Source organism: Sphingomonas epibiotica (genome assembly GCF_039615155.1).
GTDB lineage: Bacteria > Pseudomonadota > Alphaproteobacteria > Sphingomonadales > Sphingomonadaceae > Sphingomonas.
In genome coordinates this window covers 85,387-102,549 of record NZ_JBDGHY010000006.1, presented here as the reverse complement: position 1 = coordinate 102,549, position 17,163 = coordinate 85,387, and the positions used below count along the sequence as shown (strand labels likewise).

General features: G+C 66.2%; 21 protein-coding genes. 7 read left to right on the top strand and 14 right to left on the bottom strand.

Annotation, left to right across the window (positions count from 1 at the left end; translation table 11 throughout):
- Nucleotides 1-147: 147 nt before the first annotated feature.
- Complete coding sequence (locus AAIO73_RS13200; protein ID WP_345878672.1) at nt 148-2,385, bottom strand: TonB-dependent receptor; 2,238 nt, start codon at nt 2,383-2,385, stop codon at nt 148-150.
- 113 nt (nt 2,386-2,498) lie between these two features.
- Here AAIO73_RS13200 and AAIO73_RS13195 point away from each other — a divergent pair, with 113 nt between their 5' ends.
- Nucleotides 2,499-3,119 (top strand): TetR/AcrR family transcriptional regulator, encoded by a 621-nt coding sequence (locus tag AAIO73_RS13195; RefSeq protein ID WP_345878671.1) that lies wholly within the window; start codon nt 2,499-2,501, stop codon nt 3,117-3,119.
- 203 nt (nt 3,120-3,322) lie between these two features.
- On the opposite strand, the gene AAIO73_RS13190 is transcribed toward AAIO73_RS13195, so the two are convergent.
- Both AAIO73_RS13190 and AAIO73_RS13185 read right to left on the bottom strand, forming a co-directional pair.
- Entirely contained in the window at nt 3,323-3,841 is a 519-nt protein-coding gene (locus AAIO73_RS13190) for a YceD family protein (RefSeq protein WP_345878670.1), read from the bottom strand.
- The gene (locus AAIO73_RS13185; protein ID WP_345878669.1) at nt 3,838-4,350 is read right to left on the bottom strand and encodes a ubiquinol-cytochrome C chaperone family protein; all 513 of its coding nucleotides are present in this window, start codon (nt 4,348-4,350) and stop codon (nt 3,838-3,840) included. Before AAIO73_RS13185 ends, AAIO73_RS13190 begins: the two co-directional genes overlap by 4 nt.
- Nucleotides 4,351-4,466: 116 nt before the next feature.
- Between AAIO73_RS13185 and AAIO73_RS13180 the strand changes: the two genes are divergently transcribed.
- The 6 genes from AAIO73_RS13180 to AAIO73_RS13155 all read left to right on the top strand — a co-directional run bounded on the left by AAIO73_RS13180 (nt 4,467) and on the right by AAIO73_RS13155 (nt 9,968).
- Complete coding sequence (locus tag AAIO73_RS13180; protein ID WP_242118779.1) at nt 4,467-4,943, top strand: outer membrane protein assembly factor BamE; 477 nt, start codon at nt 4,467-4,469, stop codon at nt 4,941-4,943.
- Between the two features lie 193 nt (nt 4,944-5,136).
- On the top strand, nt 5,137-5,646 hold the full coding sequence (locus AAIO73_RS13175) for an RcnB family protein (protein WP_345878668.1): 510 nt from the start codon (nt 5,137-5,139) through the stop codon (nt 5,644-5,646).
- 251 nt (nt 5,647-5,897) lie between these two features.
- Nucleotides 5,898-7,274, top strand: coding sequence for a glycosyl transferase family protein (locus AAIO73_RS13170; protein WP_345878667.1), 1,377 nt, complete (start codon nt 5,898-5,900; stop codon nt 7,272-7,274).
- 236 nt (nt 7,275-7,510) lie between these two features.
- A complete protein-coding gene (locus AAIO73_RS13165; RefSeq protein WP_345878666.1) occupies nt 7,511-8,248 on the top strand; it encodes a hypothetical protein in 738 nt (245 codons plus the stop codon).
- 47 nt (nt 8,249-8,295) lie between these two features.
- Nucleotides 8,296-9,210: a sulfite exporter TauE/SafE family protein gene (locus AAIO73_RS13160; RefSeq protein ID WP_242118788.1), complete on the top strand. Its 915-nt coding sequence runs from the start codon at nt 8,296-8,298 to the stop codon at nt 9,208-9,210.
- Nucleotides 9,207-9,968, top strand: coding sequence for a TIGR02186 family protein (locus AAIO73_RS13155; RefSeq protein ID WP_345878665.1), 762 nt, complete (start codon nt 9,207-9,209; stop codon nt 9,966-9,968). Before AAIO73_RS13160 ends, AAIO73_RS13155 begins: the two co-directional genes overlap by 4 nt.
- 39 nt (nt 9,969-10,007) lie before the next feature.
- On the opposite strand, the gene AAIO73_RS13150 is transcribed toward AAIO73_RS13155, so the two are convergent.
- The 11 genes from AAIO73_RS13150 to AAIO73_RS13100 form a co-directional block, all read right to left on the bottom strand.
- Entirely contained in the window at nt 10,008-10,505 is a 498-nt protein-coding gene (locus AAIO73_RS13150) for an MmcB family DNA repair protein (protein WP_345878664.1), read from the bottom strand.
- Between the two features lie 61 nt (nt 10,506-10,566).
- Entirely contained in the window at nt 10,567-11,184 is a 618-nt protein-coding gene (locus tag AAIO73_RS13145; RefSeq protein ID WP_345878663.1) for a cell wall hydrolase, read from the bottom strand.
- Between the two features lie 148 nt (nt 11,185-11,332).
- Complete coding sequence (locus AAIO73_RS13140) at nt 11,333-11,668, bottom strand: DUF1491 family protein (RefSeq protein WP_345878662.1); 336 nt, start codon at nt 11,666-11,668, stop codon at nt 11,333-11,335.
- A 2-nt stretch (nt 11,669-11,670) separates the two neighbouring features.
- Nucleotides 11,671-12,129, bottom strand: coding sequence for a PaaI family thioesterase (locus AAIO73_RS13135; RefSeq protein WP_345878661.1), 459 nt, complete (start codon nt 12,127-12,129; stop codon nt 11,671-11,673).
- The gene (locus AAIO73_RS13130) at nt 12,116-12,583 is read right to left on the bottom strand and encodes a PTS sugar transporter subunit IIA (protein ID WP_345878660.1); all 468 of its coding nucleotides are present in this window, start codon (nt 12,581-12,583) and stop codon (nt 12,116-12,118) included. Before AAIO73_RS13130 ends, AAIO73_RS13135 begins: the two co-directional genes overlap by 14 nt.
- A gap of 1 nt (nt 12,584) precedes the next feature.
- Nucleotides 12,585-13,184, bottom strand: a complete 600-nt coding sequence (gene hpf / locus AAIO73_RS13125; protein WP_066692624.1) for a ribosome hibernation-promoting factor, HPF/YfiA family — start codon at nt 13,182-13,184, stop codon at nt 12,585-12,587.
- A 58-nt stretch (nt 13,185-13,242) separates the two neighbouring features.
- Complete coding sequence (gene dnaQ / locus AAIO73_RS13120) at nt 13,243-13,929, bottom strand: DNA polymerase III subunit epsilon (RefSeq protein WP_242118803.1); 687 nt, start codon at nt 13,927-13,929, stop codon at nt 13,243-13,245.
- A 7-nt stretch (nt 13,930-13,936) separates the two neighbouring features.
- The gene (gene coaE, locus AAIO73_RS13115) at nt 13,937-14,533 is read right to left on the bottom strand and encodes a dephospho-CoA kinase (RefSeq protein ID WP_345878659.1); all 597 of its coding nucleotides are present in this window, start codon (nt 14,531-14,533) and stop codon (nt 13,937-13,939) included.
- Nucleotides 14,534-14,669: 136 nt separating this feature from the next.
- Nucleotides 14,670-15,479, bottom strand: coding sequence for a shikimate dehydrogenase (gene aroE, locus AAIO73_RS13110; RefSeq protein ID WP_345878658.1), 810 nt, complete (start codon nt 15,477-15,479; stop codon nt 14,670-14,672).
- Nucleotides 15,476-16,072 carry a Maf family protein gene (locus AAIO73_RS13105; RefSeq protein WP_345878657.1) on the bottom strand — a complete coding sequence of 199 codons (597 nt, stop codon included), beginning with the start codon at nt 16,070-16,072 and terminating at the stop codon, nt 15,476-15,478. The genes aroE and AAIO73_RS13105 overlap by 4 nt, the downstream gene beginning before the upstream one ends.
- Nucleotides 16,069-16,887, bottom strand: coding sequence for a pyruvate, water dikinase regulatory protein (locus tag AAIO73_RS13100; protein WP_242118812.1), 819 nt, complete (start codon nt 16,885-16,887; stop codon nt 16,069-16,071). The genes AAIO73_RS13105 and AAIO73_RS13100 overlap by 4 nt, the downstream gene beginning before the upstream one ends.
- Between the last annotated feature and the right edge of the window lie 276 nt (nt 16,888-17,163).

Below are 17,163 nucleotides of genomic sequence, written 5' to 3'. Positions count from 1 at the left end.
CCCTGGAAATCCTCCCCGCTCCGCGGGGAGGGGGACCATGCGTAGCATGGTGGAGGGGGGTCGCCACCTTCACCATCGTTGCGTTCGGGGACGCCCCCCTCCACCACCGCTTCGCGGCGGTTGCCCTCCCCACCATGTGGGGAGGAGTTAGAACTTCACCTCGAACGTTGCGGTCGCGGTGCGCGGCGGGCCGTAATAGCCGATGATCGAATTGCCGAAGAGCGCGCCGGGGAAGTTGTAGCCCCCTACCCGGTATCGCTGATCGGTTAGGTTGCGTAGCGCCATGCCGATCCGGTAGCGGCCATCGCCCGAAATCCAGTTGGCCGAGGCGTTGACCAGCGCATAGCCGTCCTGATCGAGTGCCGGCGTCGGGATTTCGAACAGCGAATAGTCGCTGCGCAACGTCACTTCGGGCGTCACCGACAGTGCGCCGCCGGCGAAATCGGTCGAGGCGGTGAAGGAGGCGGCGGCGGTGAATTCGGGCGTATTCTGGAACACGCGCTGGTTGGCGACGTCGACGGGCGTGGTGCCTCCGTTGATGAAGGTCAGGAATTCCTTGTAGTCGGCATTGGTGTAGCCGAACGAGACCTGCGCCGAGAAATTGCGCGACGGGACCATCCGCCCTTCGATCTCCAGCCCGTAGATATCGGCCTTGCCGGCATTGTCGACGAAGCTGGCGATGCCGCCGGCGATGTTGGGCACCTGGATCGTGACCTGCTGGTCGGTGTAGCGCGAAAAATAGCCGGCCATGTTGAGGAACAGGGTGCGGTCGAGGAACGCGCCCTTCATGCCGACTTCGTAGCTAGTGATCTTTTCGGGATCATAGCCATTGACGGTCGTCGGCGTGAACACCGCGTCCCCGCGCATGTCGAAGCCGCCTGATTTGAACCCCCTGCCCCATGACGCATAGAGGTTCAGGTCCTGGCGCGGCTCGTAGCTGATCGAGACGCGCGGGGTGAACTGGTCGAAGCTGCGGTCGTTGGTGTAATCGGTGCGGATCAGCCCCGGCACGGCGGCGGCGTTGCCGAAACGTGGGCTACGAATGCCAGTGTAGTTGCGGCGGAAGACGGTGCCGGTCTTGTCGTCCTTGGTATAGCGCAGGCCGCCCGAGATCTTCAGCTTGTCCGTCACGTCGAAGCTGATGTCGCCGAACGCGGCATAGCTCTTGGTCTTCACCTGTCCCGAGGTCAGCGTGGTGAGGTTCAACCCGCCGACGACCGTGTCGAACGCGCCCGAGGCATCGGCGTTGAGGTAATAGAGACCGACGACGCCCTGCACCCGGTCGCCCTGCAGCAAGAGCTGCAGTTCCTGCGTGAACTGCCAGTCGTCATATTCCGCCGGCACGTCGAGCGTGGGGAGCGCGGTGTTGTCGAAATCGATGACGGTGTTGGTCGCGCCTTCGCGGTACGCGCTGATCGATTTGAAGGTCAGCAGGTCGCTCAGCTGAAACTCGCCGGTCAGCGACAGGCCTTGCGCCACCACCCGGTTGCGGTCGCCGATGCCGGCGCGGGTGTCATAGACATTGCCGGTCGGGGCATAGCGCGGGTCGCTGCCGTTGCCGACCAGCCGGGTGCCGTGGCGTGGGTTCGACCGGTCGAGCGTGCGGTCGCCGGCGACGCGGACGAAGATCGCGTCGGTCGGCGTCCATTCGGCCGAAACGCGCGCGGCGAGCACGTCCTTGTCATATTGGTCGGCGCCGGTGGTCAGGTTGGTGCCGTATCCGTCGCGCTTGTAGCGGGCGATCGCCCCGCCGATCGCGAAGCTGTCCCCGATCGGCACGGTCACCTGCCCCACCAGATCGAACTGGTTGTACGAGCCATAGGACGCACGCGCCGTCGCGGCATAGTCGTTACCGAGCCGCTTGGTCACATATTTGATCGCGCCGCCGATGGTGTTGCGGCCGTAGAGCGTCCCCTGCGGCCCGCGCAGCACCTCGACCCGTTCGACATCGAAGATATCGAGCACCGCGCCCTGCGGCCGGGCAACATAGACATCGTCGAGATACAGGCCGACCCCGGGTTCGAAGCCCCAGAGCGGGTCCTGCTGCCCGACGCCACGGCTGAACGCGATCAGGGTCGAGTTGGAGCCGCGCGCGATCTGCAGCGTCAGGTTGGGCGTCTTGTCCTGCAGCGCGGTGATGTCGACCGCACCGGTGCGGTTTAGCTGGTCGCCGGTTACCACCGACATGGCAATCGGGACGTCGATGAGGCTTTCAGCACGTCGCCGCGCGGTGACGACGATGTCGCCATCGCCCTGATCGGCGACCACCGATGCCGATTCGGCGGGGCTTTCGGGGGGCGTTTCGGTGGTTTGGGCATAGGCCGGCGCCGTGGCGACTGCCGCCCCCAGCAACAAACCGGCGCGAATTCCGAACGTGCGACGCATCGACCTCTCCCTGCTATGAACGTCACCCGTTTGGCCGGGTTGTACGTCGTTGCGCTTGGTTATACTGAAAGATGAACCGGGTTTCAACTTATGCCCGGACCGGGAGAGTGATTATGGTCGAGACGGGGGCGAGCAGCGCCGGCGACGACAAGATGCCGCGCACCGAACGCGGTCGCCGCACCCGTCGCACCATCCTCGACGCCGCCGCCGCCGAATTCGGGGAAAAGGGATTTCACGAAGGGTCGATCAGCGGGATCACGCGGCGGGCCGGCGTGGCGTTGGGCAGTTTCTACACCTATTTCGAATCGAAGGACGCGGTGTTCCGGGCGCTGGTCGCCGATATGTCGGCCCAAGTGCGCGACCATGTCGCACCCGCCATTCGCGAGGCCGACGGGCAGGTCGCGGCGGAGCGTGCCGGGCTGCTCGAATTCATCCGCTTCGTGCGCGCGCACAAGGAAATCTACCGGATCATCGACGAGGCCGAGTTCGTCGATCCGGCGAGCTTCCGGCTGCATTATTCGACGACGGCGGACCGGATCGCGGCGCGGCTGCGCGCGGCGGCGGACCGGGGCGAGGTGTCGGGCGAGGTGTCCGAAGTCCATGCCTGGGCGATTATGGGGATGAACGTGTTTCTCGGGCTGCGCTATGGAGTTTGGGCGGAGGATCGTTCGCCTGAGGATGTGGCGGACGCGGTCGCTACCTTGCTGGCAAGGGGGATGGTTGGTTTGCGCTAAGACACCAAGAAGAGAGAATGATTCGCGCAAAGGCGCAAAGGACGCAGAGGCGTTGGACGCCAGGCAGAGATATGGCGATCCGGTGATGAAGCGCCTGGATGGTCGGGAGGTAATTGCTGCTGGCGCAGCGAGCGGACCGTCTTTGCGTCCTTTGCGTCTTTGCGCCTTTGCGCGAATTCCCCTTCGTACCTTCGCGTGAACCCTTATTTCTTCAGCAGGTCCTTCAACCCGCTCAACGCCGACAGCGGCCCTGCCTCTTCCTCCTTCAGCACGCCGGCTGCGCGCAATGCTTCTTCGGCATGCGGGCTGCGGGGATAGGGGTCGAGCGCGAGAGCGAGCGTTTCGGCGGCGGCTTCGCCGAGGTCGATCGATGCGCCTGCGTAGAACATCGTGTCCATGGCATCGTCGTCGAGTTCGAGTTCACCGCCTTCGACGCTGCCTTCGGGCAGGAAACGCAGGGTGAAGGGTTCGTCGATCGATTCGGGCACGGGTTCGCCGCTGGCGACACAGGGTTGCGCGACCTGTGCCGTCAACCGGCCGGTGGCGACGATGTCGGCGGCGTCGCGGCGCAGGCTATAGTCCGCCTCGAGCGAATCGAGCGCGAGCAGGCCGAATCGGCCCATCAGCCGGCGCCGTTCGTCGGCATCCGCCGTGATATGCTGGCGGGTCTCGCCCTCGCCGATATGGTCGATGCGCACGGGGCGGTGGAATTCGGGAGTCATTCGGGCAGCTTTCCGGCAAGAAGATCGTCGACGGACACGGTAGCGAGCGCGGCGCGCAGTCGCCGCAGATGGGCAGCCACGTAGACGAGCGCATGGGCATCGGGTTCGACGCCGCGATAGAGGTTGCGGACCAATGCCGCCTCCAGCGATCCGTCGGCAAGCCCGTCGCGATACGCGCCCAGCCGCCCGCCAAGCATCGCCATCATTCGCCCGATATGCTTGCCGACGACCATGTCGCCGAAACCGATCTGGCGGAGCTGCCCATCCATGTCGTCGACGAAACATTCGGCGAGCGACGCGGCGGGTGCGGCCCCTGCCCCCTCACCCTCCAGCCGCAGCATTACCATCGCAAGGATCGCCGCGATCATGTCGAAGCGGCCGTCGAGCGTATCGGGCACCTGCCCGTCGAGATACCAATGCGGTTGCCGCCCATGCGCGACGACCGCGTCGTACAGGGTGGCGGCGACCCGTGGGGGCGGCGCGCGACGGAACAGGCGTGGCAGGCGCATGACTCTCCGGCAGACAAGGGCGCGCTTGTGGATAACGCGGGTCCGTCATATTGAACGCGTGGCCGCGCGATGCAATCGGGCGTGGCCCGGTCGCGCGTTCGCTGGACGGAGATTTTATGGTTCGCTTCCCCACCCGTGGCGCAGTGGCGCTGATGATCGCCTGTGCCGCGGCGGGCCTGGGAGGTTGCACGAAGCTGCGCAGCCATCAGGGCTATGTCATCGATCCCGATCTGGTCAACGCGGTGCAGCCGGGCGTCGACACCCGCCAGTCGGTGTTGCAGACGCTGGGCACGCCGACCTTTGTCGGGCAGTTTTCGGACCGCGAATGGTTCTATCTGTCGCGCGACAGCCGCAACCTGGCGTTCAACCGTCCGCGCGCCGTCGATCAGACGACGCTGAAGATCACCTTCGACCAGGCCGGCAACGTGACCAAGATCGACCGGACCGGCATCGATCAGGTCGTCGGCATCAGCCCGTCGGACAAGAAGACACCGACGCTGGGCCGCGAGTCGAACTTCTTCAGCGATCTGTTCGGCAATATCGGCACGGTCGGTGCACCGGGTACGGGTGGACCGGGGCCGGGCCAGCAATAAGGGTCGGGTAAGGGCGTTGCCCTTTGCTCAGCGTTCATTCCCGCCTGTGCGGGAATGACGTTCTCGATCGTCGGAATGACAGACCGACCATAAAGTCCGCCCGACCCTGTCGGAAAGCTGACAACCGCATTCGCCGATCGTTCAGCGCGACTCGGGCATCCCGTCGTCATCCACCGAGGACGGGAGAGAGTATATGCGTAAGATCATCCTCGCCGTGCTGGCCGCGACGGTCGCCGTGCCGACCATGGCCGCACCTGCCAGCGCGCAATCGGCACGCGAGCTGCGCCGCGACCGCGCCGAATATCGCGATGCACGACAGGAGTATAACCGCGCCCTGCGCTATGGCAGCCGCCGCGACATTCGTGACGAGCGCCGCGACCTGAACCGGGCGCGCGCCGACTATCGGCAGACGTTGCGCGAACGCCAATGGCGGCGCGACGACTGGCGCGGCTATCGCAACGGGCATCGCAACCTGTATGCGCGCGGCAACTGGAACGCGCCGTTCCGCTATCAGGCATTTCGCCCCGGTGCGGCGGTCGGTCGTCCCTTTTATGGACAGCGTTACTGGGTAAGCGATCCCGGCCGCTATCGCCTGCCTCCGGCGCGTGGTGCGCAGCGCTGGGTCCGTCATTATGACGATGTGGTGCTGGTCGATACCCGGCGCGGACGGGTGATCGACGTGGTCCGCAACTTCTATTGGTAAAGCAACGGGCTGGGCCCAGACCCAGCCCGCGGTTCGGCCGCGCCGTCAGTACGCTCGGCGCGGCCGGTGCGCGGGGGCACCAGTCCCGAAAGGGGATTTAGGACCGGTTTTGCGAACGTCCGGGACTCGCAACGGTTCAACTGCAACGCACAAAAATCTTAACCAGCCCTTTCGTGCTTTAGGGTGAGGCTGCTTGTCGCGTCCTTCGCCGTCCGCCTAGCGTCGCCACCGGGGCATCATCGGGGGCTGAGATGGACGCGGCGATCGCATGGATCGACGGCATTGCGCGCGAAACCATGTTGTTCGCCGCGATCGGATTCCTGATCGGCGGCATCGACGACCTCGCGGTCGATCTTGCCTATGTCGTGCGCGCGATCCGCCGGCGGTGGCGCGGATCGACGGTCCCGGTGATGGCCGACTTTCCGACCACGACCTGTACCGGGCGGATCGCGGTCCTAGTGCCGGCATGGGACGAGGCGGCGGTGATCGGCGCAATGCTGCGCGCGACGCTCGGCCGGTTCGATCATCCCGACTGGCGACTCTATGCCGGTGCCTATCCCAATGACGCGGCGACGATCGCCGCGATCGCGTCGGTGGCGGCGGAGGACGACCGCGTCCGGATGGTGCTGACCCCGCGCCCCGGCCCGACGACGAAGGCCGACTGCCTCAACGCCTTGTGGCGCGCGGTGCTGCGCGACGGCGCGGCGGAGGGCAGGGCGTTCAGTGCAATCGTGCTCCACGATGCCGAGGACGTCGTACATCCCGGCGAATTGCGGCTGTACGACCATATGTTGCGCCATGCCGATGCGGTGCAGATCCCGGTATTGCCGCTGCCCGACCCGGCGTCGCGATGGGTATCGGGCCATTATATCGACGAGTTCGCCGAGGCCCATGGCCGGCAATTGCCGGTGCGCCACGCGCTGCGCGCGGGACTGCCGTTCGCGGGCGTCGGCTGCGCCATCTCGATCGCGATGCTGGCACGGATTGCCGAGGCGCGCGGCGGTTTGCCGTTCGACGACGCCAGCCTGACCGAGGATTATGAGCTGGGCCTAACCGTCCGTGCACTCGGCGGGCGGGGGGTGTTCGTCCGGGCACTCGAAACGCCGGACGGACCGCCGGTCGCGGTGCGCGCCTATTTCCCGGCGACGCTGGCCACCGCGATCCGGCAGAAGGCGCGCTGGATGACCGGCATCGCCCTTGCCGGATGGGACCGTACCGGCTGGCATCGCGGCTGGCGCGACCATTGGATGCGGATGCGCGACCGGCGTACGATCCTGGCAATCCCGATATTGGCGACCGCCTATGTCGCGCTGGTGACGTGGGGGCTCGACGAAGCGATGCATAAGTGGCGCGGCAGCGCGCCGATGGCGATCGATAGCGACATGCTCTGGGTGCTGTACGCCAATGTCGCGCTGTTCGCGTGGCGGATGGCGGTCCGGTTCGCCATGGTGCGGCGCGCTTATGGCGGGCGCGAGGCGCTGCGATCGATCCCGCGCGTGTTCGTCGGCAATTTTGTCGCGCTGTTCGCCGCGCGGCGGGCGGTGCTTCGCTATGCGGCGCTGCTGCGTGGGCAGCCGGTGCGCTGGGACAAGACAGCGCATCATTTTCCGACCGATTTGCCGGCATGATGGCGCCGGGACGGGGACGGCCGGTCCGGTTTTTCGCCATCGTTCTGTTCGGCTGGGTCAGTACGCGCGTCGTGCTGTTGTGGCCCGATGCGGTGGAAATCGTGACAGGGGGAGCGGTTGGGTTGGCGGTGCCGAACGTCGTGGCGGCGCCGGTACCCGACAACCCGAAACTTCGCACTGCTTTCCCACAGGCTTTTCAACAGACCTATCCACAAAGGCCCGTTTCTCGATCCGCTGTGGCACCGATGAATGCGGTGGAATTGGCATTGGTCGCGCCGGTCGTTCCGGCGGTATCGCAACCGGTCGAGGCGACTGCGGGCCTGCCGGTCCTGCCGCGACCCGATCTGCCGCCGGGGTCGGCGCGGCCGGGACTTCGGGGCAGCGCGTGGGTGGCGGTGCGCGGCGGTTCGGCGACCGGCGGACCGGTGCAACTGGGCGGCGGGCAGGCGGGGTTGCGTCTGCGGCTGCCGGTCAATGCAAGCGACCGGGTCGCGCTGATCGGACGGATCGCCGCGCCCTTGGCGGGGCAGGGGAGCGAGGCGGCGTTCGGCGTCGAATGGCGGCCGGGCGGAGGCGCGCTGGCGATCGTGGCGGAGCGGCGGATTGCACTCGACCGGGGCGGCGACGGGACCGGGCTGGGGGTAATCGCCGGGATGGACCGGGCGATCGGCGAGCGGATTGTCGTCGAGGGCTATGGCCAGGCGGGAGTCGTGCTGCGGTCGGGTACGCAGCCTTATGCCGATGGCGCAACGCGGGTGCTCTACCGCATCGGACCGGGGCGATTGCGGCTGGGGGTCGGCAGCTGGGGCGTCGCACAGCGGGAGGGGGCGCGGGTCGATATCGGGCCATCGGCAGTCGCGGTCCTGCCGCTCGGCAAACAGGCGGTGCGGCTGTCGCTCGACTGGCGGCAGCGGGTGGCAGGAAAGGCAATGCCGGGGTCGGGATTGGCGCTGACGCTCGGCAGTGACTTTTGAGGGCAGCGGCTGGCCGTGGACCCGCGAACGCGGTAACCGGGGCAGCCATGGATCTGTACCTTCCCATCGCCAACCTGTCGGTCAATGCGTTGGTCATCGTCCTGCTGGGCGGCGGAGTCGGGTTCCTGTCGGGGATGTTCGGGGTCGGGGGCGGGTTCCTGACCACGCCGCTGCTGATCTTCTACGGCATTCCGCCGACCGTCGCCGCCGCATCGGCCGCCAGCCAGGTCACCGGAGCGAGCGTGTCGGGCGTGTTCGCGCATCTGCGGCGCGACGGGGTCGATTTCCGCATGGGATGGGTGCTGGTCGCGGGCGGCGTGCTGGGCTCGATCGCCGGGGCGGGCATTTTCCGGCTGCTGCAATCGAGCGGGCAGATCGATACCGTCATCGCCATCCTCTACGTGGTCATGCTCGGGTCGATCGGCGGGCTGATGCTGAAGGAGGCGATCGGCGCGGTGCGGGTGCTGCGCGGCGCGATCCCGCCGCGTGCGGCACGGCGACGGCACCACCCGCTGGTCGCGGCGCTGCCGCTGCGCTGGCGATTTTATGCGTCGGGACTGTATATCTCGCCGTTCGCGCCGTTGCTGCTGGGGTTTGCGACGGGCATCCTGACCGTGCTGCTGGGGGTGGGCGGCGGCTTCATCCTCGTGCCGGCGATGCTGTATCTGCTCGGCATGGGGACGCGGGTGGTGGTCGGTACCTCGCTGTTCCAGATCCTGTTCGTCACCGCCGCGGCGACGATGGTCCATGCGCTGACGACCAAGGCGGTCGATATCGTGCTGGCGGTGCTGTTGCTGATCGGATCGGTGACCGGCGCGCAGATCGGCGCGCGGTTCGCGCAACGGGCCAAGCCCGAATATCTGCGGCTGGCGCTGGCGATCATCGTGCTGGCAGTGGCGTTCCGCATGGCGCTGGGACTCGGATGGCGGCCCGACGAGATTTACACGGTGCAGCCGGCATGAAGCGGGCGCTGACCCTCGCGCTGCTCGCGCCGCTGACGATGGCGGCGACGGCGCCTGTGCTGGTCCCCGACGTATCGAGCCGCGACGTGCGGATCGCGTACAGCTTTACCGGCGCCGAGCTGCTGCTGTTCGGGGCGATCCTCTATCCCGGCGGCCGGGTGCCACAGGGCGATACCCCGGCAGAGGTCGTGGTCGTGGTGAAAGGTCCGCCGGAATCGATCGTCGTGCGCGAGAAGGAGAAAGTCGCCGGGATCTGGGTCAATGCCGACCGGATGCGCTACCGTTCCGCGCCGTCCTTCTACGCAATCGCATCGGCACGGCCGATCGAGCGGATCGTCGACGAACGGACGCGAGCGATCTACGAACTGGGACTCGACAGCCTGCAATTATCGCCATCGGCGGGCACGTCGGCAGAGGATCAGGCACGCTTCGCCAAGGGGTTCGTAGGGCTCAGGGAACGCGCCGGCCTTTATGTCGAGGCGCCGAACGCGGTCGAGATCACCGACGACGTGCTGTACCGTGCGACCATCACCATTCCGGCTCGCGTGCCGGTCGGCAAGTTCACGGCGGAGACGTTCCTGATCCGCGACGGGCGGGTACTGGCCGCTGCGGTCCGCGACATCGATATCCGCAAATCGGGGTTCGAACGGTTCGTGGCGATCGCGGCGGAGCAGGCGTCGGTGCTGTACGGGCTGGCGGCGGTGTTGTTGTCGGTCGGGTTCGGCTGGGCGGCAGGAGCGCTGTGGCGGCGGTTCTGAGCGGTTCTTGGTGGGGATGCGAGGATCGTTGGCCGGCCTTCAAAAACCCTGGATCGCGTCGGGATCGATCGCACCGATCAGGCGGCGGGCGGCGCGGCGGGCGAAGGCGAGGGTGCAGCGTTTACGGACATGGGCGGGCAGGGAGGTGGTCGATGCTTCGCGCAAGATGGTCGCTTCGTAGCGATCGGCGACGATGATACCGGTGCGATCGGGCAGGAACGCTTCGCCGCCGAGCGGCGCCACGTCGAATCCGGCGGGCACCGCCCAGAAATAGCGGTCGCAATGCCCGAGATAATCGGTCCATTTGCCGTCGCCGAGCAGGTCGGCGCGCGAAACCTTGATCTCGACGATGACGATCTGTCCGCGCGCATCGATCGCCATCAAGTCGGCACGGCGTCCACCGTCGAGCGGGACTTCGGCCATCGCGGTCAGATCATGCGCCAGCAGCATGCGGGTGACGCCGCGGGCAACCTCGGCAGCGATCAGCGGGTGGGAGTCGGGCGCGGGCGGCAGGGCGCCGAGGGCTAGGCTGGCCATCCCCGCATCATAGGAACATTATGCGAACAAGGGAAGCGCTCTCTGCCGTACCGATCGCGCGTCAGCGATAAAAGACGTGATTTCCCAGCGATGCGACGCGGGTGTGGTTCCATTTCGGGCTGACGCGGCGGGCATGGAAGAACAGTGCGCCTTCGGCCGGGCTGTCCCACAGGTCCTGCGTCGCGATACGGGCGATAGCCACAGCGGTCTTCCATGCCGGGCGGCTAGTGTCGACGTCGGGCAGGCGACCGCCCTTCACGAACGAGAACTGCCCGCGCTGGGTCAGCACGCCACAGACCGAAGCCGGGAAGCGGCCGGAGGTGGTGCGGTTGAGGATTACGTCGGCGACGGCGAGTTGGCCGGCGAGTGGTTCACCCTTGGACTCGTAATAGACGCCGATGGCGAGGCAGTTGAGTTCTTCGTCGTCGATCGTGGCGGTCTGGGCAGCGACGGCGGCGTCGAGTGTCGAGAAATCCGCATCGGCATCGGTAGCGACAGCGGGTTTGGCAATTTCCTGAACGATTTCAGCGGGAGCAGCGAATTGCACCGGAACCTTTGCCGGGCTCGACAAGTTGATTACGCGCCCGGGTGAGGCGGTTTCCTCGGCCGATAGTGGTGCGCCCAAGCCGGCGAAAAGGGACATGGCGGCGAGAACCGCCATGGGGAAGCGCAGCTTCATCCGTCGTCACTGTCGTGCGGTGAACCGGCACGCCAAACCCGTTCCACGTGGAACCCGTGCGCCTGCCCCCCGACTGCGCCACCGAAATCCTGACCGGTCCAGCGCTGATCTTCGTTGCAGCGCGGGTACGGCTCCAAAGGTTAACAGGTCAATTCGCCCACAGCGTTTCAGCGGCCAACGGTTCGACTGCTGCGACGATCGCCTCTACCACCCATAAATCGGGGTCGCGGGCGCGGCGCTCCTGCCAATAGTCGGTCAGCGCCGCTTCACCCACCATATCCGGTTTGCGCCGGACGATGCGCGACCGTCCGTCGAGGTCGCGTTCCCGTTCGAACAGGCGGGCGATGCCGTCGCGGTCGATCGCCAGCAACAGGATGATGCCGGAGTCCCGGTCGCCCTTCGCCAATATCATCGCGCTCCCGCCGGCCTGCTCCACGGCACGCGCGAAGGCGTTGACGCGCAAAGCCGTCGGCCAGTCGTTCATGGCTAAGCGTAGCCGGGCAGGGTAGCGAGCGGGATGCGGCTTTTCATGAACGTACCGGTACCGCGTGCCGCTTCCTCGCCCTCCGCGTCGATCAGGTGGGCGTCGGCGATGAACACCCGCCGCTTGCCGCTGACCCAGCGCCCCTCGGCGATCACCCGCCCGGGGCCGAGCGGCCGTTGCAGCAACAGGTTGAAGGCGGTCGTCAGCAGAAAACGATCGGTGACGAGGCTGTTGGCGGCGTAGAAGGCGGCGTCGTCGAGCATCTTGAAATAGGTCGTGCCATGTGCTGCGCCAGCGGCGTGGAAATGGCGTTCGTCGATGGTGAAATGAATGCGCGCCACCCCGGCCTCGACAATTTCGAGCCGGGAATCGAACAGGCGATTGATCGGGGCGGCGGCATATAGCGCCTCCAACGCCCGGAAATGCGCCGCTTCTCCGGCGGGCGTCTCAGGCGGCGTCACGTGCCTCGACACCCGACAGCAGCGCGTAGAGTGCGTCGGCCGAACCCGCCCCGCGCAATTTGGCGCGGAACGCCGCATCGCGCAGCGCGCGCGAGATGCGTGCCAGCGCCTTCAGATGATCGCCACCGGCATCGGCGGGCGAGAACAGCGCGAAAACGAGGTCGACCGGCAATTCGTCGACTGCCCCGAAATCGATCGGGCGGGCAAGCCGGACGAACACGCCACGCACCGCACCCTGCCGATCGAGCCGCGCATGGGGAATGGCGATGCCACCACCAAAGGCGGTGGTACCCAGCTTCTCGCGATCGGCCATGCGATCGGCGAGCGACTTCGCATCGACCCCCGTCACCGTTTCGGCAACGGAGGCGATGTGGGCGAACAATGCCTTGCGGGTGCCGGCGGCGTAATCCGCCAGCACCGTTTCAGGAGTCAAAAGATCATGAAAATCGTACAAGTCAGGCTGCGCGATTGGGCTCGACCCAACCGATCGTGCCGTCATGGCGGCGATAGACCATGTTGAACGACCCGGTGCCGCTATTCTTGAACAGCAGCGCGTTGGTGTTGCGCAGATCGAGCATCATCACCGCGTCGGACACGCTGGCATCAGGCACGTCGACCCGCGTCTCGGCGATGATGAGGGGGGCGTCGGCAACCTCCTCTTCCTCCTGCTCGCTACCGCCGAACACGGTATAGCCGGCATTGTCGAAACCATTGTCGTAGCCGCCGGCCTCGTTCATCGCCACGACCTGCGCAGCGTTGCGATCCTTCAGGCGACGGGTGTAACGGCGCAGCTGCTTCTCGATCTTGTCGGCGGCACCGACGAACGCGCCCTGCGCCTCCTGTCCGCTATTATGCCCCTTGAGGACCAGCCCCTGCGTTACGTGGCAGACAATGTCGCAAACGAAACCATTGTCGTGCGGCCCCTTGCTGAAGGTCGCGGTCGCCGAAATCGCGCGCTGGAAATATTTGTCGGCGATGCCCTGGAGACGCTCCTGGACCATCTCCTTCAGTGCGTCCCCAGTGTCGACCTGGTGCCCCGAAACCCGGATGTCCATGTAATCCTCCGTCGTTGTGAAATCGTGTGAGCCGCTGAAAGCGGGTGGTGTCAACGCCTCACGTCGGCGACTGGCCCCATAACGGGTCCTTCAAAGTCGCGACGAAGGCGGCGTGGACCGCGAGTTCGTCGGCGCTGGGCGCGAAATGGCGCGGCGGCCGGGCGCGCGACGGTGCGATCCGGTCGACCGTTTCGACGAGGATGGTCGGCGACGTGTCGAGACCGAAGCCGATCTGGCGCCCGCCCATCAACTCGACATAGACCTGCGCCAGCAATTGCGCGTCGAGCAGCGCGCCGTGCAGCACGCGGCGACTGCGGTCGATACCGAAGCGGACGCACAACGCATCGAGCGTATGCTTGGCGCCGGGATGGCGGCTGCGCGCCATCGCCAGCGTATCGACCATGCGCGAGAGGCAAATGGGATCGCGCCCGCACGCGCCGAGTTCGCCGTTCAGAAAGCCGAAGTCGAAGGTCGCGTTGTGCGCGATCAGCGGACTGTCGCCGATGAACGCCAGCAGATCGTCGATCGCGGTATGAAAGGCCGGCTTGTCGGACAGGAAGGCATCGGACAGGCCATGGACCGCTTCCGCCTCCTTCGGCATCGGCCGGCCGGGGTTGAAATAGGCGTGATAGACATTGCCCGTCTCGACACGGTTGACCAGTTCGACACAGCCGATTTCGACCAGCCGATCGCCTTCCGAAAATTTGAAGCCGGTGGTTTCGGTATCGAACACGATTTCGCGCATGGTGATCTTATCCGCCTTCGCCGCCCCCCATGCAAGCGACGAGCGCGGCGACCTGCGCCCTGGTCGCGTCTAGTGTGGTGTCGGTGTGGATAAGATGCGTGGCGCGCGCGCGTTTTTCGGCGTCTGGCAGTTGCGACGCGAGAATCGCGGCAAAGGCCGACTCGGTCATGGTCGGGCGGGCGAGGACACGGGCGCGTTGTACGGCGGGGGCGGCGGTCACGACGGCTACGGAGTCGCAGCGCGACTCGCCACCGGTTTCGAACAGCAACGGCACGTCGAGCACGACCAACGGGGCGGTGGCATGAGCGTCGAGGAAGCGTTGCCGCTCCGTCGCGACCGCCGGATGAACGATCGATTCGAGTCGTTTGCGTGCCGTCGGGTCGGCGAAAATCCGGTCGCGAAGCGCCTTGCGATCGACTCCGGTTTGACCGGTCGTCCCGGGAAAGGCCGCCTCGATCGCCGGCAGCAGCGGACCATTCGGACCCTGCAGCGCATGGACGGTCGCATCGGCATCGAACACGGGCACGCCGAAGTCGCGGAACATCTGCGCAACGGTCGACTTCCCCATGCCGATCGATCCGGTGAGACCGAGGATATGGGTCATTGATCCAGTCCGTTCCGCTGCTTCCATACCCCGGCGGATGCCGGGTTAGAGTTGGGGAACGGCTGAGGACAGCCGGCACCGCTCCTTAGCTGGACCCCGGCCTTCGCCGGTGTACGGATCATGCGGGTTGGAGCGCTCACCCCAGCAACCGCGCGCGCAGTTCATCGTCGCGGTCGCGGGGCGGGGCCGCGCCGAAGAAGAGTTCGAACGCCAGCGCCGCCTGTCCGACCAGCATCTCGAGGCCATCGACGGTATCGAGCCCGCGATCATGCGCCTGCGCCAGCAGCGGCGTTTCGATCGGGGCATAAACCGCGTCGTAGACAACCGCATCCTGCGGCAGTGGCGTCAGGTCGATATCGAGTGGTGGCTGACCGGTCATGCCGAGCGTGCTGGCATTCACCACCAACTTCGCCGGGGGCAGCGGAGCGGAGAGGGGCAGGGCGTCTCCTTTCAAGCCAAAGGTAGCAAGTAGCGCCGCGGCTTTCAGCGGATTACGGTTCAGGATCGTTACCCGACCGACGCCGAGTTTCGACAGCGCGAACAGGATCGCGCGGGCGGCGCCGCCCGCGCCGATCACTGCGACCGGCTGCCTGGTTAAGTCGAGACCGGCGATCGGAGCGTGGAAGCCGGCGGCATCGGTATTGGTACCGATCCAACCGCCATCTTCATCGCGGAACACGGTATTGATCGCGCCGATCGATCCACGCACGTCGCCCGGATCGGCGACATGATCGAGTGCGGCCAGCTTGTGCGGAACGGTGACGTTACACCCGCGCCAGTTCGGGTCGGCACGCCGCGCGGCGAAATAGTCCGCCAACGCCTCTGGTTTCACGTGGAACGTTCGATACTCGGCGTCCATCCCCAGCTGGTCGAGCCAGAAGTTGTGGATAACCGGTGACTTGGAGTGGGCGATCGGATCGCCGATCACCTCGGCATAGGGTTTCATGCGGGTAACATTCCCCGTTGACGCAGATAGCGCGCGATTTCGAGCAATGGCATGCCGAGGATCGTCCAGTGATCGCCGTCGATCCGGTCGAACAACTGCACGCCCGGCCCCTCGATCCGGAAACAACCGACACAGCCGGCGATGGCGGGCCATTCGGCGTCGAGATAGCGATCGATGAACGCGTCGGACAGCGGCCGGACGGTCAGCTTCGCATGCCCGATATGCCGCCAGACAGGCCGCCCGCCTTCGACGAAGACGGCTGCACTGAACAGATCGTGGCGTCCGCCGGACATGGAACGCAGATGCGCGGCGGCATCGGTACGATCGACCGGCTTGTCGAGCACCGTTCCGTCGGCGAGCGCCACGACCGAATCGCCGCCTAGCACCATCGCGCCACCGACGCGGGTGGCGGCACGTATCGCCTTCATCTCGGCCAGCGCGTCGGCAAGGTCGCGGGGTTTCAGCTTCTCGCCGGCCAATGCCGCCTTGGCCGCTTCCTCATCGAGACCGCTCGGGATCGCGTCGTGCGGGATGCCGGCGGCATCGAGCATCGCCCGGCGGGTGGCGCTCATCGAGGCGAGGACGAAGCTCATGCGCGCGCCTCCAGCTGGCGTTCGTTGCACAGGGTGATGATCGCCGCGGCGGTTTCCTCGATCGAGCGTCGGGTGACGTCGATCACCGGCCAGCCATTATCGGCGAACATCCGCCGCGCGAATGACAGCTCGCGCACCACCGCATCCTGTTCGACATAATCGGTGTCGGGCATCTGGTTGAGCGACAGCAGCCGGTTGCGCCGGATCGCGATCAGCCGGTCGGCGCTGGTGGTCAGCCCGACGACCAGCGGCCGTTGCAGGCGAAACAGAATCGACGGCGGCGGGCTTTCGACGACGATCGGGATGTTGGCGGTCTTGTACCCGCGGTTGGCGAGATAGATCGACGTCGGCGTCTTGGACGAACGCGATACGCCGGCAAGGACGATATCGGCCTCTTCCCAATCCTCCGACGCGATGCCGTCGTCATGGGCGATGGTCCATTGGATCGCATCGACCCGGGCGAAATAGGCGGCGTCGAGGCTGTGCTGCCGCCCCGGGCGTGCCTTCGCCTCCTGCCCGAGCAGGCTCGACAGTGCGTTGCTGACCGCGTCCATCGGCGCGACGATCGGCAGGCCCAATGCGGCGCAACGCGCCTCCAGCATGCGGCGGATCGCCGGGTTGACCAGCGTGTAGAGCACCAGCCCCGGATTGACCGCGATCTCGGTCAGGATGCGTTCCAGATGCGCTTCGGAGCGGACCATCGGCCAAAAATGGCGCATCGTGTCGACATCGTCGAACTGCGCCAATGCCGCCTTGGCGATATTCTCCAGCGTCTCACCGGTGGAGTCGGACAGGAGGTGGAGGTGCAGCCGCATCGGGCGCCTTTCTGCACAAGGCTGTGGATAAGTCGGGGGCAGGGGCTAGCGTAACTCGCCCCCGCCGCCAAGCTGTGGAAAAGCCCCCGATCGATCCCGACTTATCCACAATCCCGACACAGGCGGCGATTCAGCCCACAGGCTGTGGATAATGGGGATGGCTCTCCGTGAATCGGCGGACTTCCGCGACTCTCCCCCGGTCAATCTGTTGGCATTTCGGGTAATCCACCATAAGCCCCGTTACCCACCGCCCAACCACTTCCAACCATCCTATTA

Bases quoted from the DNA above. Each gene is read 5' to 3' on its own strand.
- AAIO73_RS13200 (WP_345878672.1), bottom strand. From the start codon at position 2,385: ATGCGTCGCACGTTCGGAATTCGCGCCGGTTTGTTGCTGGGGGCGGCA.
- AAIO73_RS13195 (WP_345878671.1), top strand. From the start codon at position 2,499: ATGGTCGAGACGGGGGCGAGCAGCGCCGGCGACGACAAGATGCCGCGC.
- AAIO73_RS13190 (WP_345878670.1), bottom strand. From the start codon at position 3,841: ATGACTCCCGAATTCCACCGCCCCGTGCGCATCGACCATATCGGCGAG.
- AAIO73_RS13185 (WP_345878669.1), bottom strand. From the start codon at position 4,350: ATGCGCCTGCCACGCCTGTTCCGTCGCGCGCCGCCCCCACGGGTCGCC.
- AAIO73_RS13180 (WP_242118779.1), top strand. From the start codon at position 4,467: ATGGTTCGCTTCCCCACCCGTGGCGCAGTGGCGCTGATGATCGCCTGT.
- AAIO73_RS13175 (WP_345878668.1), top strand. From the start codon at position 5,137: ATGCGTAAGATCATCCTCGCCGTGCTGGCCGCGACGGTCGCCGTGCCG.
- AAIO73_RS13170 (WP_345878667.1), top strand. From the start codon at position 5,898: ATGGACGCGGCGATCGCATGGATCGACGGCATTGCGCGCGAAACCATG.
- AAIO73_RS13160 (WP_242118788.1), top strand. From the start codon at position 8,296: ATGGATCTGTACCTTCCCATCGCCAACCTGTCGGTCAATGCGTTGGTC.
- AAIO73_RS13155 (WP_345878665.1), top strand. From the start codon at position 9,207: ATGAAGCGGGCGCTGACCCTCGCGCTGCTCGCGCCGCTGACGATGGCG.
- AAIO73_RS13150 (WP_345878664.1), bottom strand. From the start codon at position 10,505: ATGGCCAGCCTAGCCCTCGGCGCCCTGCCGCCCGCGCCCGACTCCCAC.
- AAIO73_RS13145 (WP_345878663.1), bottom strand. From the start codon at position 11,184: ATGAAGCTGCGCTTCCCCATGGCGGTTCTCGCCGCCATGTCCCTTTTC.
- AAIO73_RS13140 (WP_345878662.1), bottom strand. From the start codon at position 11,668: ATGAACGACTGGCCGACGGCTTTGCGCGTCAACGCCTTCGCGCGTGCC.
- hpf (WP_066692624.1), bottom strand. From the start codon at position 13,184: ATGGACATCCGGGTTTCGGGGCACCAGGTCGACACTGGGGACGCACTG.
- dnaQ (WP_242118803.1), bottom strand. From the start codon at position 13,929: ATGCGCGAAATCGTGTTCGATACCGAAACCACCGGCTTCAAATTTTCG.
- coaE (WP_345878659.1), bottom strand. From the start codon at position 14,533: ATGACCCATATCCTCGGTCTCACCGGATCGATCGGCATGGGGAAGTCG.
- aroE (WP_345878658.1), bottom strand. From the start codon at position 15,479: ATGAAACCCTATGCCGAGGTGATCGGCGATCCGATCGCCCACTCCAAG.
- AAIO73_RS13105 (WP_345878657.1), bottom strand. From the start codon at position 16,072: ATGAGCTTCGTCCTCGCCTCGATGAGCGCCACCCGCCGGGCGATGCTC.
- AAIO73_RS13100 (WP_242118812.1), bottom strand. From the start codon at position 16,887: ATGCGGCTGCACCTCCACCTCCTGTCCGACTCCACCGGTGAGACGCTG.